Origin of the sequence: Sphingomonas glacialis (assembly GCF_006439055.1) — a bacterium.
In the GTDB taxonomy this organism is placed as follows: Bacteria; Pseudomonadota; Alphaproteobacteria; order Sphingomonadales; family Sphingomonadaceae; genus Sphingomonas; species Sphingomonas glacialis_A.
The window spans coordinates 253602-270839 of the sequence record NZ_RCZC01000001.1; the positions used below are offsets into that span (position 1 = coordinate 253602).

Sequence of the window (17238 nt, forward strand, 5' to 3'; positions counted from 1 at the left end):
CGGTCGCAAACGCACGAGGCAGACCGCATCCCGGCCCCCTACGCCAGCACGCCGCACGCGCAAAGCCTCGCATGAAAACCGCGGGACCTGCCGCCCCGCGATTGACAGCGTCGCCCTGCTCCTGGATTACTCGACCAATACAGCGCCCAAGGCGCATCAAGGGGGCCGCATGAAGCGTATCGGATGGACCACGGTGGCGCTCGCCGCCTTGCTCGCAGGCTGTGCAAGCGATGGCAAACGCCCGCAGAGCGCGTCTGCCAAGCCGAGCAAGTCTGGTCCTGGCGCGGGCAAGGGCTATGCGCACGATCCCTTCCCCTCGACCTACAAGGCCTATCCCGGCGCCCCGACGCTCGTCATCCACGTCACGATCTTCGACGGCGAAGGCGCGCGGATCGACGATGGCTCGGCGCTGTTCGCCGACGGCAAGATCGTGAGCGTAGGGCAAAGCATCGCCGCCCCCGCCGGCGCGACCGTGATCGACGGCACCGGCAAGACGCTGACCCCCGGCATCGTCGATATCCATAGCCACCTCGGCGACTATCCCTCCCCCGCGGTCGAGGCGAATTCGGACGGCAACGAAGCGACCGGCCCGGTCACCGCCGACGTCTGGGCTGAACACAGCGTCTGGCCGCAGGACCCCGGCTTCAGCCGCGCGCTCGCCAATGGCGGCGTCACCACGCTGCAGATCCTGCCCGGCTCGGCCAATCTGATGGGCGGCCGCTCGGTGGTGGTGAAGAACGTCTATGCCCGCACCGAACAGGGGATGAAATTCCCCGGCGCGCCCTACGGCCTCAAGATGGCGTGCGGCGAGAACCCCAAGCGCGTCTATGGCAGCAAGGGTCGCGAACCCTCGACGCGGATGGGCAATATCGCGGTCGATCGCCAGACCTGGGCGAAGGCGGCCGAATACAAACGCAAATGGGACAAATACGAGAAGGACGGCGGCGATCCCCCCGGCCGCGACATCGCGATGGATACGCTGGCGGGCGTGCTGGGCGGCGAGATCCTCGTCCAGAACCATTGCTACCGCGCCGATGAAATGGCCATCGTCATGGATATGGCGAAGGAGTTCGGCTACCACGTCAGCGCGTTCCACCATGCGGTCGAAGCGTACAAGATCGCCGACATCCTGAAGGAAAACGGCACCTGCGCGGCGGTGTGGTCCGACTGGTGGGGCTTCAAGATGGAGTCGTACGACGCGATCGCGGAAAATCTCGCGCTGCTGCAGAAGAACGGCGCGTGTGCGATGATCCATTCGGACGATCCCAACGGCATCCAGCGGCTCAACCAGGAAGTCGCCAAGGCACTCGCCAGCGGCCGCCATGCCGGGATCGACATTTCCGACGCGGTGGCGTGGGAATGGCTGACCTACAATCCGGCCAAGGCGCTCGGCATTGCCGACAAGACCGGCAGCCTCAAGCCCGGCAAGATGGCCGACGTGGTGCTGTGGAACGGCAATCCGTTCAGCGTCTATACGCGCCCTGAGAAGGTGTGGATCGACGGGGCGCTGCTCTACGACGCGAACGATCCGAAACGCCGCCCCGTTTCCGATTTCGAACTCGGCCAGCCCGGTGCGGGAGATACCAAGTGAAGCGCCTCCTGCTCCTCAGCGCCGCCTTCCTCGCTGCGCCCGCCGCGGCACAGTCGGTCGCGATCACCAACGCCAAACTCGTCATCGGTGACGGCTCGGCGCCGATCGACGGCGGCACGGTGATCGTCCGCGACGGGCGCGTCGTCGCGGCGGGCCGCTCGGTCGCGGTGCCGGCGGGCACGGCGACAGTCGATGCCGGCGGGCGCTGGGTCACGCCGGGGATCGTCGCGGGCTTCACCCGGATGGGGATCGTCGAGGTCGATGGCGTCGACGAGACCAACGACGCCGATGCGCGCACCAGCCCGTTCCATGCGGCGATCGACATCGCGCCCGCGGTCAACCCGAGCACCTCGTCGATCCCGCTCAACCGCGCCGAGGGGATCACGCGCGCGATCGTCGCGCCTGATATCGCCGGTTCGATCTTCGCCGGGATGGGCGCCGTGATCGATCTCGGCGCCGACCGTTTGCCGATCACGCGTGCGCGCGCCTTCCAGTTCATGGAATATGGCGAAACCGGCGGACGCGCCGCTGGCGGCAGCCGCCCCGCCGCGCTGATCGCCTTCCGCAACGCGATGACGCAGGCGCGCGATTATGCGCGCGATCCCGCCCATTATCTCGACCAGGGCAAGAACGCCTTGCTGACCCGCGCCGATGCGGCCGCGCTGGTGCCGGTCGCCGAGGGGCGGATGCCGCTGCTCGTCCATGTCGAACGCGCGTCCGACATGCTCGCCTTGCTCGACCTCAAGCGCGACTATCCGGCGTTAAAGCTCGTCTTCGTCGGCGCCGGCGAAGGCTGGATGGTCGCGCAGCAGATCGCCGCTGCGCGCATTCCCGTGATCGCCTCGGCGCTGAGCGATCTGCCCGCGAGCTTCGACCAGATCGGCGCGACGCAGTCGAACGTCGGGCGGATGAAGGCGGCGGGCGTCCTCGTCGGGATCGGCACGATCAACGACGACGAGGCGCGCCAGGCGCGGCTCGAAAAGCAATATGCCGGCAACCTCGTCGCACTGACCAAGGTGCCCGGCGCGACCGGGCTCGACTGGAACGCCGCGTTCGCCGCGATCAGCTCGGTCCCGGCCGAGGCGATCGGGATGGGCGACGAGATCGGCTCGCTCCGCGCCGGCCGGCGCGGCGACGTGGTGATCTGGGAGGGCGATCCGCTCGAACTCGGCAGCGCGGTGGCGGCGGTCTATATCGACGGCATCAAGCAGCCGCTGCGGACGCGACAAGACGCGCTGCGCGAACGCTATATGGTGCCGCAGGAAGGCGCGCTGCCCAAGGCGTACGAACGCTGACAGAAAACAGTATTGCCGATGATTTTAGCTAACATTACTCAATGAAACCGCAGAACAACCTAAATCTATTAATGATCTCATGCTAAATCATCCGCTAATCCATTGATTTATCACCCCTTTCCGCCCAGATTTATCTGGCGGCAGGGGGGAATATCATGGCGGTTCGGGCTGACGAAATCGTGGCGAAGTTCGCACCGAACGCCAAGCCCGCTTATGTGGGCGCCTTTGCCGACCCCGCCGGGCTGATGGCTGCGGCGGGGATCGTCACCCCGTTGCGGCTCGCGCATTTCCTGGCGCAGGCGCTCCACGAAACCGGCGCACTGACGATCCTCACCGAGAGCGGCCGCTATTCGGCGAAGAATCTCGCGGCGATGTGGGATTGGGGGAATTGACACCGCTATTTCGCCAATCGCGCCGCCTGCATCGCGATGGCCGATCAATGCGCGATCGATGGCGGCGTAGCGCTGTTCAGCCTCGTCTATGGCAAGCGGATGGGGAACGGCCCGCCCGAGACGCAGGACGGATGGCGCTATCGCGGACGCGGCGTGCTGCAGACCACGGGTCGCGCCTCCTACGCGCACTTCGGCGCGCAATGTCACGTCGATTTCGAGGGTCAGCCCGATCTCGTCGTCGATCCGGCGCATGCGCTCAAGCCTGCGCTGCTCGAATGGAACGCCAGACACCTCAATGTCGCGGCGGACAATAACGATATCGAGGCGATCACGCACGGCATCAACGGCGGACTGATCGGGCTGACGCAGCGTCGCGCCTGGTTCGCGAAGATCTGGCCGTTCGTCATCGGCGCGGCCCCCGTCGAGCATGCCACCGAATGGAAGGTGCAGAGCGCACTGGTTGCGGCGGGCTACGATCCCGGGTCGCCCGACGGCGTCGTCGGCCCGGCGACACGGCTCGCGATCCTCGCGTTTCGCGCCGCGCGGGGGCTCGCCGCGACGCCGCAGATCACGCCCGATCTGGTGCACGCCCTCGGTCTCTAGCGCCGGCCGATCCGCACCGTGGCGGGGTGCGCAGCAGATTGAAACTGGGGAGGTCGGATGGACATGGAGAGCTTCTGGCGGTGGGTACGCGGCGACGTTCCACCGGTACGCGCCTGCGATCAGGCCGTGGCCCGCCAGGCGTATGCCGATTATCTCCACGCGCAGATCGTCGGCTTCGCGCCAGCCAATGCCGATGCCCTGCTGGCGAAGCTGACCGAGTCTCGCGACGATCAGACGCCCTGCGCCACAGCGGCCTTTCCCGAACTGATGGGGGTCGAAACCCGGCTCGTCGATGCGCTGAGCGACGATCTGATCGATCGCACCTATTGGGTGGTGCGCGAGCGGTTCGATCGGGTCGTCGGGCCCGCCGCGATAGCCGCACATAGGACGTGGTCGCCAGCATCGCTTGCCGGGCCCGCCAAGGCGCCGCCATCCGCGACCACGCCATCCCCGACGACGCCAACGCCCACACCCGCGGAAGCCGGCGCACCGGCGCCCGAAGTCGACGACGGCCCTCCAGCGCTCGACCACGCGGCGCTCGCCAAGGATGCCGCCGCGCGAGAGGCGGCGCTGCGGCGCGACCAGTCGGCGCTGCTTGCGGCCGCAGATGCGTCAGACCTGGGCCAAACCGATGGCACACTCCCCACCGCCGCCGAGCAATCCCCCAGCCCCACGATCGAAAATCCTGCCGAGGCCGCGCCGGGCGGCACCCCGCCGGAGGACCACTGATGCCCGATTCCAGCTCCATCCCCAGCCCCACTCACAGCCCCAGCCCCACTCCCAGCCCCAGCGAGATCGCGCTCAAGCGGCGCGACATGCAGGCGATGCTCAGCTTCATCCAGGGGGCGCGGATCGTCAGCATGGCGCGCGAAACCGCGGTGAGCCAGATCCAGGCATGGCTGCTCGGGCGGTATCTCTGGAGCCTGGCCAGCAGCGCGATCGCGCTCCTGGCCATCTGCGCAGCGAGCGCGCTGTTCATCACGATCGCGGAAAATCGGGGGTTCCTTTGCGGCATCGTCCTGCTGCTGCTGATGGCGCGCGTCGGCGCGTTGATCAGCATCGGCCGCCGGATCAGGGACGAGGACATCGGCCCCAGCGTCGGCGCCGACGCGATCTACGCACTCGCGACGCTCGGGTCGGGAATCAACGGACTCGCCATCGCATTGATGTCGTCCAATGCGTTCGGGCTGGTGATGTACGCGCTGTTCGCGTCGGGGCTGCCAATGGCGATCGGCCTGACGGGCGGCATCGCGCCGAGCTTCCGGCTTTCGGTCGAGGCGTTGCATGACAAGATGCTGGCCGCACAGGCGGCCGCGGCGGATCAGCAGAAGCGCGCAACCGCGTGTCGCACGGCGCACCCTGCCCCGCCGAGCGCTGCACCGACGCGCGCGGCTGATCCGGCAGATAATGCCGCTTCGCCCGTCGATCCGGTCGCGGGGACCGACACGAATACGACCGATAGCGACGCCACCGCGCCCGACAATGCGGCGGCGGCGGCTGCCACGCCGACCCCGAACCCATCCGCCGCGCCCGATGCGGCGGTCGACTGCGCGCGCGAACGCGACCTTGCCGCCCTTACGCTGACCGAGGCGCGTGACGCGGAAAAGGCGTATGTCGCCGCGAGCATGACGACGTCTCGTAGCGGCGGCGGCGAAGCCCCGCGACAACCGATCCTCGGCGCGGTGCAGAACGGCCTCGGGCTCGCCGAGCCGTCCGATCTGTTCAAGCTGTTCATCTGGGCATTCATCGCAGGCTTTGCCGAGACGCTCGTTCCCGACATGCTCGACGCGCTCGCCAAGCGCGGAGCGAAGAGCAAGGAAAAGACGTGACGGGCGGCCGCCGTGTCCCCCGATCTTGACGGATCGCGCCGCGCGCGCTATATGCGCCCAATCGAAGCGTTATGCAGCGTGATGGGTCCTTGATAGGTCCGGCTCCGCCTCGGTCGTTATCACAACGGACCTCCCTTTTCACGCGGGGTGTCACCTCTCCCCCCGCCATTCGCGCGTCGCTGACGCGCGTCCATGGCCTATGCAATGGACTAATCTACCCATGACTTTCGCCCAACTCGGCCTCGCCGAGCCGCTCGTCCGCGCGCTCGAAGCCAAAGGCTACACCACCCCCACCCCGATCCAGAAGCAGTCGATCCCGATCCTGCTCCAGGGCGGCGATCTGCTCGGCATCGCGCAGACCGGCACCGGCAAGACCGCTGCCTTCGTGCTCCCGTCGATCCAGCATCTGGTGAACAACGAAAAGCGCGTGCTGCCGACGCATTGCCGCATGCTCGTGCTCGCGCCGACGCGCGAACTCGCCAGCCAGATCGCCGAGAGCGCGCGTGAATACGGCAAGTTCTCGAAGATGTCGGTCGCGACCGTGTTCGGCGGCACCAGCATCAACAAGAACCGCCAGGACATGGCGCGCGGCGTCGACATCCTCGTCGCCACGCCGGGCCGCCTGCTCGACCTGATCGAGCAGCGTTTCGTCAGCCTCGCGATGCTCGAGATCCTCGTGCTCGACGAAGCCGACCAGATGCTCGACCTCGGCTTCATCCACGCGCTGCGCAAGATCGTCCGCATGCTGCCCAAGCAGCGCCAGACGCTGTTCTTCTCGGCGACGATGCCGAACGCGATCCGCGAGCTCGCCAACCAGTTCCTCAACGATCCGCAGACCGTCAAGGTCGCGCCGACGTCGAGCACCGCCGAGCGCGTCGACCAGTTCGTCACCTTCCTCAACCAGGGCGAGAAGCAGGCGCTGCTGACGATCCTGTTGCGCGACGAGAAGGTCGAGCGCGCGCTCGTCTTCACGCGCACCAAGCATGGCGCCGACCGCGTCGTGAAGCTGCTCGCCGCCAACGGCATGGATTCGAACGCGATCCACGGCAACAAGAGCCAGCCGCAGCGCGAGCGCGCTTTGGCCGAGTTCAAGTCGGGCAAGGCCAAGGTCCTCGTCGCGACCGACATCGCCGCGCGCGGGATCGACGTTTCGGGCGTTTCGCATGTCTTCAACTTCGAGCTGCCGAACGTTCCCGAGCAGTATGTCCACCGCATCGGCCGTACCGCGCGCGCCGGCGCATCGGGCACCGCGATCAGCTTCGTGGCGGATGATGAGCGGACGTACCTGCGCGACATCGAGAAGCTGACCAAGGTCAAGCCCGAGATGATGCAGCTCCCCGAAGGCTTCACCGCCGAGGCGGCGCGGATCAAGGCGGCGCGTCCGGCCGGGTCCGACACGTTCGAGCGTCGCGACGAGTCCGGTCGTCACCGTGCGCCGCCCAAGGCGACGCATGCGGCACGTCCGACCGGCGAGCGTTCGGCCGGTGCCGGCCGCCCGGCTGGCGCGCGTCCCGAAGGTGCTGGTCGCCCGATGGGCGCAGGCCGTCCGGCCGGCGGTGGTCGTCCCGGTGGCCAGGGTCGCCCCGGCGGTCAGGGCCGTCCCGGCGGCGGTCGTCCCGGCGGTGCCGGTGGTCGTCCGGGTGCAGGCGGCGGCGGTGGCCGTCGTTCGCCAGCCGCGGGCTGATTTCACTTAAATCCTCCCCCGGGAACCGGGGGAGGTGGCAGGCGCAGCCTGACGGAGGGGGCCGGGCCGCGAGCGCAGCGCTTGTGGCTAGGCCCCCTCCACCACCAGCCTGAAGAAGGCTGGCGGTCCCCCTCCCCCGCTTCGCGAGGGAGGATTTAGGGGTGAAACGTCAGCCACTCCCCCTCCGGAGCCCGTGCACTGCGCAAGCGGTTCGCGGGCTCTGTCGTATCTTCCACCCCGATCGCCATCCCGCAGAACAGCATCCGCTCCCCCGGCAGCGCGATCGCCTCCCCCACCGTCTCGGGATACATCGCCCAGCATTCCTGCGCGCAACTTCCCAGCCCCGCCTCGACCGCGAGCAGCATCACATTCTGCAGATACATGCCGAGGTCGGCCCATTGCGGCGGCCCCATCCGCCGATCGACGCTACAGAACAGCGCAGCAGGCGCACCGAAGAACTGGAAGTTACGCGCGAACCACAGCCGCCGCGCCGCCTTATCCTCGCGCGGGATGCCGATCTCGCCATACATCGCCTCGCCCACCGCGAAGCGCCGGTCGCGATACGGCGCGACCAATTCGCTGGGATAGATGTCGTACGCCGGCGTCTCGCTTTCCCCGCGCCACAGCTTTGCCGCGATGTCCGCCTTGAGCCGGTCGAGCGGCGCGCCGGTCAGCACATCGACATGCCACGGCTGGAGATTGCCGCCCGTCGCTGCGCGAGCGGCCTTGGTGACGATGCCGTGCAGCACCGCTGGGTCAACCGGATCGCTCAGGAAACCCCGCACCGATCGACGCGCCAGAATCGCTTCGCTCACATCCATAGCCTCGCCTTTCGATCATCGGGTACGCCGTTCCACCTTGCCCAAGCGCCTGGATTACGGCAATAGAGGTTGCAAACAGAAACCGATTATGGAGAGTCGAGCATGGCCGAAGCCTATATCGTTGATGCAGTGCGCACCGCTGGCGGCAAGCGCGGCGGAAAACTCGCCGGGTGGCATCCGGTCGACATGGCGGCATCGGTGCTCGACGCGATCGTGGAACGCACCGGGATCGACGGCGCGGCGGTCGACGACGTGATCATGGGCTGCGTCATGCAGGGCGGGCAACAGGCCGGCCAGGTCGGCCGCAACGCCGTGCTCGCCGCCAAGAACCTCCCCGACAGCGTCCCCGCGGTCTCGATCGACCGGCAGTGCGGATCGTCGCAGCAGGCGCTGCAATTCGCCGCGCAGGCGGTGATGTCGGGAACGCAGGACGTGGTCATCGCCGCGGGCGTCGAGAGCATGACGCGCGTGCCGATGGGCACCACCGCGACCCTGTTCATGAAAGAGGGCCTCGGCAATTACAAATCGCCACGGCTCGAGGAAAAGTATCCAGGCATCATGTTCAGCCAGTTCATGGGCGCCGAGATGATCGTCAAGAAGCATGGCTTCGACCGCGCGATGCTCGACGCCTTCGCGCTCGAGAGCCACCGCCGCGCGCAGGCCGCGACCGAGCGCGGCGACTTTGCCGACGAGATCGTCGCGCTCGAGATCGAGACGCCCGAGGGGATCGTCCAGCACAGCACCGACGAGGGCATTCGATATGGCGCGACCTTGGAGAGCATCGGTTCGGTCAAGCTGCTGCAGGAAGGCGGCAGCATTAGCGCGGCCAATGCGAGCCAGATCTGCGACGGCGCCTCCGCGGTAATGATCGTCAGCGAGGCGGCGCTCAAGACGCACAACCTCACGCCGATCGCGCGGATCGTCAATCTGACCGTAACGGGCGGCGACCCCGTCATCATGCTCGAGGAACCGCTGTTCGCGACCGACCGCGCGCTGCAGCGCTCGGGCATGAAGATCGAGGAGATCGACCTGTACGAGGTCAACGAAGCGTTCGCGCCGGTGCCGCTTGCGTGGCTGAAGCACACCGGTGGCGATCCGGCCAAGCTCAACGTCAATGGCGGCGCGATCGCGCTCGGGCATCCGCTCGGCGCGAGCGGCACGAAGTTGATGGCGACGCTGGTCCACGCGCTGCAGAAATCGGGCGGGCGCTACGGCCTGCAGACGATGTGCGAGGGCGGCGGCGTCGCCAACGTCACGATCATCGAGCGCGTCTGATCCGCGTCGCCCCGGCGGAGGCCGGGGCCGTCCCGTTGTGACGCGCAACGGTGGCACCGCACCCAACAGAGCGGCCCCGGCCTCCGCCGGGGCGACGAAATTAGGGGGACTTCCCATGAAACTCGACACCACCACCGCCGCTGTCGTCACCGGCGGCGCATCGGGCCTCGGCGCCGCCACCGCACGCGCACTTGCCGCCAAGGGCGTCAAGGTCGCGATCTTCGATCTGCAGGCCGAGAAGGGCGAAGCACTCGCCGCCGAGATCGGCGGGATCTTCTGCGAGGTGAACGTCACCTCGGACGAATCGGTCGACGCCGGCTTCGCCAAGGCGCGCGCGGCGCACGGCCAGGAAGCCGTGCTCGTCTGCTGCGCCGGCACCGGCAATGCGGTGAAGACCGCGAGCCGCTCGAAGGAAGACGGCAGCATCAAGCATTTCCCGCTCGCAGCGTTCGACTGGCTCATCCAGATCAACCTGATCGGCACCTTCCGCTGCGTCGCCAAATCAGCCGCGGGCATGCTGACGCTCACGCCTGGCGAAGACGGCGAGCGCGGCGCGATCGTGATGACCGCGAGCGTCGCCGCCGAGGACGGCCAGATCGGCCAGGCGGCCTATTCCGCATCGAAGGGCGGCGTCGTCGGCATGACGCTGCCGATCGCACGCGACCTGATGGGCGAAGGCATCCGCATCAACACGATCCTGCCCGGCATCTTCGAGACCCCGCTGATGCAGGGCGCGCCGCAGGCGGTGAAGGACAATCTCGCGGCGAGCGTGCCCTTCCCCAAGCGGCTCGGCATTCCCGCGGAATATGCGCATCTCGCGCTGACGATGCTCGAGAACAGCTATTTCAACGGCGAGGACGTCCGCCTCGACGGCGCGATCCGCATGGCGCCGCGCTGATAAACACTGCGCTCCCGCTTACGGGCGGGGCACTTCTTTCTCCCCTCCTGCTTGCGGGAGGGGCCGGGGGAGGGCCCTTCTCATCCCATCGGCCCGCCGCCCCCGCTGCACGCCCCTCCCCTAACCCCTCCCGCAAGCGGGAGGGGGATAAGGAAAGTTGATGCCCCGTCCCGACCCCACGCGCCTCGATCCCGCCACCTACCCCTTCACCGTCACGATCCAGACGCGCTTCCAGGATCTCGACGTGCTCGGCCATATCAACAATGTCGCGATGGCGGCTTTGTTCGAAAGCGGACGCGTGCGCTTCAACCAGGCGATCAAGCTGCACGGCTGGGCCGGCCATCGCTGGCTCGTCGCGCGGGTCGAGATCAACTATCTCGGCGAGGGCTTCTTCCCCGATGACGTAGAGATCGCCAGCGGGATCGGCGAGATCGGCACCCGCAGCTGGAGCATCCTCTCCGCCGCTTTCCAGAACGGCGCATGCATCGCCACCTGCGATGTCGTGCTCGTGATGAGCGCGAGCGGCGGGCTCAGCGCCTTGCCGGACGAATTCCGCGCCGGGCTAGAGGCCAACCGCTTGCGGCTATGATGCGGCGGCGGGCATCCGCCGCGACGCGAAATGCCAGACGAGCAGCACCGGCTCGATCAGCGCCATCCCGATGAAGATGCTCGTCAGCCGCTCGAGCGCGGGACGGATCGCCACGTCGGCATAGCTGTCGGGCACCAGCGTTACCAGAATCGCCAGCGTGAATTGCAGCCCGAGATAGGGCACCCGCCCACCGGCATTCTCGATATGCCGCCCGATCGCGACGCCGAGGCACGTCCCCGCGATCAACACCGCCGCCGATCCGTCCGCGACGAACAGCACGGCGGCCCCCAGCGCACCGCCCCCGATGCAGCCCAGCGTACGGTGCCACAGCCGCTGGCTGACCGGGACCAGCCCGCTGCGCCCCAGCCCCGCCACCGGCACGATCATCACCGCAATCACCGTGACGCCCGCTTGCGCCAGTTGCGGGATGCCGAACAGCGCGTGGAGCGGCGGCAGCAGCGCGAGCGTAACGCCGGCCTGCGCGGCATGGCGGGCAGCATCGGGATGCCAGCCGATCCGCTGCGCCGGCACCGCAGGCGGCGCGGGCCAGCGCCGCCGCACCGTCAGCGTCGAGATCAGGCTGACCGCGACGCACGCCGCGGTGCCCGCGAGCACTTCGAGCAGGCGCGTCTGCGCAAAGGCGATCGTGTCGAGCGCGGGGTTTTCGAGCTTGTCGAGCAGGATCATCTCGAAGGTCAGCCCGAGCAGCAGCCAGGCATAGGCACGCTTGGCGGTCAGCATCCCGTACAGCCCGATCGCCCCCATCACCGCCGCGGCGAGCGACGCCCCCGGCAGCGAGCGCACCGCATAGGGCACGATCACCAACGCCGCCCCCGCCCCGACCGCGGTGCCAACGATGCGCAGCAACCCGCGCAACAGCGTCTGCGCGACATGGCCGCGCATCAGCACGAAGCCGGTAAACGCCGCCCAGGCCACGCTGTGCGCGCCGATCGTATGCGCGAGCAGGATCGCCAGCGCGACCGAGGTCACGCATTCGAGCTCGTCAATCATCCGCGGGCCGGGGGTGAAGAAGGTCCGGAGCGCGGCGCCGACAGGGGATTGGCGGAACTGGGTGAGCCGACGCTGCATGGGCTTGGCTATGGCGCAAAGGGGGCGGGGCTTAAAGGCCCCCAATCGTCACCTCGGGCATGTGCCGGGGGGGGGCACCGCGATCCTTAGACTGGCGGCAGATCGCGCTGGGCGGCACCGGGCCTGGTCCATCAGCACTACCGTCACCCCGGCCCTGTGCCGGGGTCCACCGTGACCCCGCATTGCGAGCCGCAGGATACGCGGCACGGTGGCCCCCGGCACAAGGCCGGGGTGACGAAGGGAGGCGGGGTCGTGACAGCCGGCGGACTGCGGCGGACGGCGGACGGCAGTCGGCAGTCGGCAGTCGGCAGAGGCTAGACGTCTAGCGGCAGCCGCGCTCAGTCCGCATCCCCGAACCGCGCCGGGCGCTTCTGGATGTTCGCCGCGACCTGCTCCATCATCGGCGGCTGGCCGATCACCGCGACCTGCTCGGCGGTCTCGGCCTCGAGCATCGCGCGCGGATCGGCGTCGAACGCCATGTTGCACAGCCGCTTGGCGCCGCGGATCGCGTTGGGGCTCTTGGCGGCGATGTCGTGCGCCAGCGCGAGCGCCGCGGCGTGCGGATCCTCGGCGATCCGCGTGATGAAGCCGTGATGCAGCGCTTCCTCGGCATCGAACTCGCGCGAAGTATAGATCAGTTCGCGCAGCACGTCGTCGCGCACCAGCCCGCGCCAGATCGGGAAGCCCGCCATGTCGGGCACCAGCCCCCAATAGCTCTCGCGGATCGCAAAGCGCGTATCGGGCGCGGCGATGCGGATGTCGGCGCCCGACATGATCTGGAAGCCGCCGCCGAACGCCACGCCGTGTACCGCCGCGATCACCGGCATCGGCAAATTGCGCCAGCCCCACGTCACATGCTGCGGCAGGATAGCACCCTGGTCGTTGCGCTCGTTGCGCGACAGGCCAGAGCCGCCGCCCGCCATGCTCGTCATGTCGAGCCCGGCGCAGAACGCGCGGCCCTCGCCCGACAGCACGACGCAGCGCACGTCCTTGCGCGGATGCAGCGCGTCGATCGCGGCGCCGATGCCTTCGAACATCGCCGGGTCGATCGCGTTCATCTTGTCGGCGCGCGCGAGCCGGACGTCGGCGATATGGTCGGTGATGGTGGTCGATACGCGGTCGTTCATCTGTCTCTCCATCGGCGTCACACAACCGGCGCGCCGGTCTCGGCCCAATAGTGGTCGCGCAGCAGGCGCTTGTACAATTTGCCCGTCGCGTGGCGCGGCAATTCCGCCGCAAAATCGATCTGGCGCGGCGTCTTCACCCCCGACAGCTCGGCGCGGCACCAGGCGGTCAGCTCGGTTGCGAAGGCCGCCCCCGCCTCGGCCATGTCGACCGGCTGGACCACCGCGACGACGCGCTCGCCCATCTCGGGACACGGCGCGCCGATCACCGCGACATCGGCGACGCGCGGGTGGGTGATCAGGCGGTTCTCGATCTCCTGCGGATAGATGTTCACCCCGCCCGAGATGATCATGAAGCTCTTGCGATCGGTGAGGTAGAGATAGCCGTCGCCATCGATCCGCCCGATATCGCCGAGCGTCGTCCAGCCCTGCGCGTTGCGCGCCTCCGCGGTCTTGGCCGGGTCGTTATGATATTCGAACGGCGTACCGCCTTCGAAATAGACCAGCCCCTGCTCGCCCGGCGGCAGCTCGGCGCCATCCTCGCCGCAGATGTGCAGCACGCCATACGCCGCCTTGCCGACCGAGCCCTTGTGCGCCAGCCATTCGGGCGACGCGATCGTCGTCAGGCCATTGCCCTCCGACCCGGCATAATATTCGTAGAGCACCGGCCCCCACCAGTCGATCATCGCTTCCTTGACCGGGATCGGGCACGGTGCGGCGGCGTGGATCGCGACCTTCAGGCTCGACAGATCGTGGCGCGCGCGCGTCGCCGGATCGAGCCTGAGCATCCGCACGAAATGCGTCGGCACCCACTGGCTGGCGTTGACGTGATAGCGCTCGATCGCGGCGAGCGCGGCCTCGGGGTCGAAATGCTCCATCATCACGACGGTGCCGCCGAGCCTTTGCACCGTCATCGACCAGCGCAGCGGTGCCGCGTGATACAGCGGCGCGGGGCTGAGATAGACGCTGTCGGGGCCGAGCCCGTACAGTCCGCGCGCGAGCATTTCGAGTACGGTGCCTGCAGCAATATCGGGATCCTCGGGCAGCGCGACGCGCACACCCTTGGGACGACCGGTCGTTCCCGAAGAATAGAGCATGTCGATCCCGGCTCGCTCATCGGCGATCGGCGTGGCGGGCAGCGCGGCGACCGCGTCCTCCCACGTCGCCCAGCCCGCAACCGGTCCGCCAACCGAGAGACGCGCGAGCTCCGACCCCAGCGCCGCGGTCACCCCGGCAAGGCTGGCCGAGACGACGACCAGTCGCGCGCCCGAATCCTTGAGGATGTAATCGACTTCGGCCGCGGTCAGCTTGGTCGAGATGCAAACGAAGAAGAGACCCGCCCGCTGCGCGCCCCAGGCAATGTCGTAAAAGGCCGGACTGTTCTCCAGGCACAGCGCGATCGTATCCCCCGCCTGCAGGCCCTTCGCGCGGAACAGGTGCGCCGCGCGGTTCGACCGCGCGTCGAGCTCCGCGAAGCTGACCCGCTCGCCGGTTTCGGCGACGATCAGCGCGGGTTTGCCGGGATCGGTCCGCGCATGCACGCTCGGATGCGACATTTCAGGCCCTCCAGAACAGCCGCTTGCGGGCCGTTTCGTTTTCTTTTGCAACGCGATGCTATACCGGCGCGCCGAACGCCGCAAGCGGCTAGCCGAGGCGGCGGCGCTCGGTGCTTGCACGCACGCGGCTTTGCGATACAGCGCCCGGCATCATGGCCGCCGACACACCCTCCGCATTCGACCCGCAGCGTTTCAGCCGGCTTGGCGTCGGCGGGCATGGCGGCCTGCTCAAGCTGAGCTATCACAGCCACGGGCCCGACTGGGTCGAACTGCAACTCCCCTATCAGACCGACCTGATCGGCGACCCGGCGAGCGGCGTGCTCGCCTCCGGGCCGATCCTGACGATGATGGACATGGCGACGAGCCTTGCCGTGTGGACCAAGCTCGGCAGCTTCCGCGCGCATGCGACGCTCGACCTGCGGATCGACTATCTGCGCCCCGCGACGCCGGGCAAGACGGTGTACGGGCGCGGCGAATGCTATCGCATCACGCGCTCGATCTCGTTCGTGCGCGGCCAGGCACATGACGGCGATCCGGCCGATCCGCTCGCGCATGTCGCGGGCACCTTCATGTTCACGGATGCCGCCTGATGTTGCCGCCTTATGCCACTTTGCTCGGGATCACCGTCGCTGCGGGCGACGACCCGACGCTGCTGACGATGCCGAGCGCGACGAGCTTGCTTGGGCGGCCCGGATATCTCCATGGCGGGGCGATCGGCGGGATGCTCGAAATGGCCGCGATCGTCGCGCTGCAATATGCGCTGGCCGAGGATGGCGGCGGGCAGATCAAGCCGATCAACGTCACGGTCGACTACATGCGCGGCGGACGCGAGAAGCCCACGTTCGCGCGTGGCGTGGTCACGCGGCTGGGGGGCCGAGTCGCCAATGTCGAGGCGAGCGCGTGGCAGGATGACCCCGCCAAGCCGATCGCGGCGGCGCGGATGAACTATCTGATCGTGCGGGGGTAACGCGGGTGCGTCACCCCGGCCTTGTGCCGGGGTCCACCGTCCCGCGAAAGCATCGGCCGCACCGGGTGCGGCACGGTGGGCCCCGGAACAAGTCCGGGGTGACGGGTTGGCTTATGGTTTCGGCGTCAGTCGCACCAATTTGCCGTCGTCCTGCAGCAGCCAGATCGCCCCGTCGGGCGCCTGCGCCACGTCGCGGATTCGCGCGCCCATGTCCCATTGGTCGGCGAGCTTGGCGCTATCCCCGGTGATCGCGACGCGGATCAGCGATTCGCCCGACAGCGCGCCGATCAGCAGCGACCCGCGATACGCCGGGAACATCGCGCCCGAATAATAGGCCATCCCGCCCGGCGAGATCGACGGGTTCCACCACAATTTGGGCGCCTCGAGATCGGGCCGACTAGGATGATCGGGGATCGGCTTGCCCGAATAATTGTCGCCGTTCGAGACGATCGGCCAGCCGTAATTCTTGCCCGGCAGGATCAGGTTGAGCTCGTCGCCGCCCTTCGGCCCCATCTCCTCTTCCCACAGGCGGCCGTCCGGCGTGAACACCAGCCCGTACGGGTTGCGATGCCCGCTGCTCCACGTTTCCGCGCGCACCCCGCCCGCCGCCGCCATCGGGTTTCCCGGCGCGGCCTTGCCGTCGAGCGTGAGGTGTACGATCTTGCCGAGCGCTTGCTCGGGATCCTGCGCCGGCGTGAAGCGCTGCCGCTCGCCCGAGGAGAGGAAGAGCGACTTGCCGTCGGGCGCGAAGGCGATGTTCGCACCGAACTGCCCACCGACACCGTCAGACCCGGCGCGCCACAGCACCTGCAGATTGACGAGGGCGCTTCCGGTGAACAGCCCGCGCGCGAGCGCCAGACTGCTGCCACCCGGCCGCGGTTCGGAATAGCTGATATAGACGAGCTTGCTCTTGGCGAAATCGGGTGCCGGCGCGATGTCGAGCAGCCCCCCCTGCCCTTCGTTGAGCACTTTCGGCGCGCCGGTGATCTCGGCGATCGAGCCGTCGGGACGGCGCAGCTTGATCTTGCCCGCCTTCTCGGTGACGAGCGCCGCGTCATCGGGAAGGACGGCGATCGCGAACGGCTCGTCGAAGGTCGCGAGTGTCTGCTGAGCGAACGGCGGCTTGGTCGCCGCGCGGTTGGCGCGACCAGTGGTCGCGGGGACGTTGCGCACTGTCGCGGCGGGGGCATCGTCGGGCAAGGTCGTGACCGGCGCCCTGCTCGGCTTCGCTTCCGGAGTGACCGCCGCGGTCGCGGTCGCTGCTCCCGTGGGTTGCGGCTGCGCCGAACATGCCGCCGCGGCGAACAGGAGGGCAAGCGGGGCGCGTGACGACAGCATGGACATCTCCGGTTCGGGCAATCCGCAAAAACCTTTGTCGGACAGGACTTGTTCCCGAGTCCAGCCCCCTCCCCACCGCCGCACCCGCCCCATTCGCAATGGCTTGCCAGCGACGGCGCTTGAGCCTATATCGCGATCACTCTCTACATCGTCAGGTGAAGAGGCTGGAGCCCCCCGGTTCCGGCGC

17 protein-coding genes are annotated in these 17238 nt (G+C 68.2%); 12 read left to right on the forward strand and 5 right to left on the reverse strand.

Annotation, left to right across the window (positions count from 1 at the left end; all coding sequences use genetic code 11):
• The first annotated feature begins 169 nt into the window (after positions 1-169).
• The 7 genes from EAH76_RS01165 to EAH76_RS01195 all read left to right on the forward strand — a co-directional run bounded on the left by EAH76_RS01165 (position 170) and on the right by EAH76_RS01195 (position 7394).
• Positions 170-1591, forward strand: coding sequence for an amidohydrolase (locus tag EAH76_RS01165; RefSeq protein WP_140846902.1), 1422 nt, complete (start codon positions 170-172; stop codon positions 1589-1591).
• Positions 1588-2886 (forward strand): amidohydrolase family protein, encoded by a 1299-nt coding sequence (locus EAH76_RS01170; protein ID WP_140846904.1) that lies wholly within the window; start codon positions 1588-1590, stop codon positions 2884-2886. The genes EAH76_RS01165 and EAH76_RS01170 overlap by 4 nt, the downstream gene beginning before the upstream one ends.
• A gap of 155 nt (positions 2887-3041) precedes the next feature.
• Entirely contained in the window at positions 3042-3278 is a 237-nt protein-coding gene (locus EAH76_RS01175; protein ID WP_140846907.1) for a hypothetical protein, read from the forward strand.
• Between the two features lie 36 nt (positions 3279-3314).
• Positions 3315-3881 (forward strand): peptidoglycan-binding protein, encoded by a 567-nt coding sequence (locus EAH76_RS01180; protein ID WP_140846909.1) that lies wholly within the window; start codon positions 3315-3317, stop codon positions 3879-3881.
• Positions 3882-4007: 126 nt separating this feature from the next.
• Positions 4008-4610 (forward strand): hypothetical protein, encoded by a 603-nt coding sequence (locus EAH76_RS01185; RefSeq protein WP_140846911.1) that lies wholly within the window; start codon positions 4008-4010, stop codon positions 4608-4610.
• A complete protein-coding gene (locus tag EAH76_RS01190) occupies positions 4610-5710 on the forward strand; it encodes a hypothetical protein (protein WP_140846913.1) in 1101 nt (366 codons plus the stop codon). Before EAH76_RS01185 ends, EAH76_RS01190 begins: the two co-directional genes overlap by 1 nt.
• Before the next feature lie 220 nt (positions 5711-5930).
• A complete protein-coding gene (locus tag EAH76_RS01195; RefSeq protein WP_140846915.1) occupies positions 5931-7394 on the forward strand; it encodes a DEAD/DEAH box helicase in 1464 nt (487 codons plus the stop codon).
• Between the two features lie 155 nt (positions 7395-7549).
• On the opposite strand, the gene EAH76_RS01200 is transcribed toward EAH76_RS01195, so the two are convergent.
• Complete coding sequence (locus EAH76_RS01200) at positions 7550-8215, reverse strand: nitroreductase (protein ID WP_140846918.1); 666 nt, start codon at positions 8213-8215, stop codon at positions 7550-7552.
• Between the two features lie 102 nt (positions 8216-8317).
• Here EAH76_RS01200 and EAH76_RS01205 point away from each other — a divergent pair, with 102 nt between their 5' ends.
• The 3 genes from EAH76_RS01205 to EAH76_RS01215 all read left to right on the forward strand — a co-directional run bounded on the left by EAH76_RS01205 (position 8318) and on the right by EAH76_RS01215 (position 10977).
• Complete coding sequence (locus EAH76_RS01205) at positions 8318-9490, forward strand: acetyl-CoA C-acetyltransferase (RefSeq protein WP_140846920.1); 1173 nt, start codon at positions 8318-8320, stop codon at positions 9488-9490.
• A gap of 115 nt (positions 9491-9605) precedes the next feature.
• Positions 9606-10388, forward strand: coding sequence for an SDR family NAD(P)-dependent oxidoreductase (locus EAH76_RS01210; protein ID WP_140846922.1), 783 nt, complete (start codon positions 9606-9608; stop codon positions 10386-10388).
• A gap of 160 nt (positions 10389-10548) precedes the next feature.
• Positions 10549-10977, forward strand: a complete 429-nt coding sequence (locus tag EAH76_RS01215) for an acyl-CoA thioesterase (RefSeq protein WP_140846924.1) — start codon at positions 10549-10551, stop codon at positions 10975-10977.
• Here the strand turns inward: EAH76_RS01215 and EAH76_RS01220 are convergent.
• The 3 genes from EAH76_RS01220 to EAH76_RS01230 all read right to left on the reverse strand — a co-directional run bounded on the left by EAH76_RS01220 (position 10972) and on the right by EAH76_RS01230 (position 14746).
• Positions 10972-12066, reverse strand: coding sequence for an FUSC family protein (locus EAH76_RS01220; protein ID WP_194150921.1), 1095 nt, complete (start codon positions 12064-12066; stop codon positions 10972-10974). The genes EAH76_RS01215 and EAH76_RS01220 overlap by 6 nt on opposite strands.
• A gap of 338 nt (positions 12067-12404) precedes the next feature.
• Complete coding sequence (locus EAH76_RS01225; protein ID WP_140846926.1) at positions 12405-13193, reverse strand: crotonase/enoyl-CoA hydratase family protein; 789 nt, start codon at positions 13191-13193, stop codon at positions 12405-12407.
• Between the two features lie 17 nt (positions 13194-13210).
• Entirely contained in the window at positions 13211-14746 is a 1536-nt protein-coding gene (locus EAH76_RS01230; RefSeq protein WP_140846929.1) for an acyl-CoA synthetase, read from the reverse strand.
• A 152-nt stretch (positions 14747-14898) separates the two neighbouring features.
• Here EAH76_RS01230 and EAH76_RS01235 point away from each other — a divergent pair, with 152 nt between their 5' ends.
• Complete coding sequence (locus EAH76_RS01235) at positions 14899-15336, forward strand: PaaI family thioesterase (RefSeq protein ID WP_140846931.1); 438 nt, start codon at positions 14899-14901, stop codon at positions 15334-15336.
• Positions 15336-15713 (forward strand): PaaI family thioesterase, encoded by a 378-nt coding sequence (locus EAH76_RS01240; RefSeq protein ID WP_140846933.1) that lies wholly within the window; start codon positions 15336-15338, stop codon positions 15711-15713. Before EAH76_RS01235 ends, EAH76_RS01240 begins: the two co-directional genes overlap by 1 nt.
• 111 nt (positions 15714-15824) lie before the next feature.
• On the opposite strand, the gene EAH76_RS01245 is transcribed toward EAH76_RS01240, so the two are convergent.
• Positions 15825-17051, reverse strand: coding sequence for a PQQ-dependent sugar dehydrogenase (locus EAH76_RS01245; RefSeq protein ID WP_140846935.1), 1227 nt, complete (start codon positions 17049-17051; stop codon positions 15825-15827).
• Positions 17052-17238: the final 187 nt, after the last annotated feature.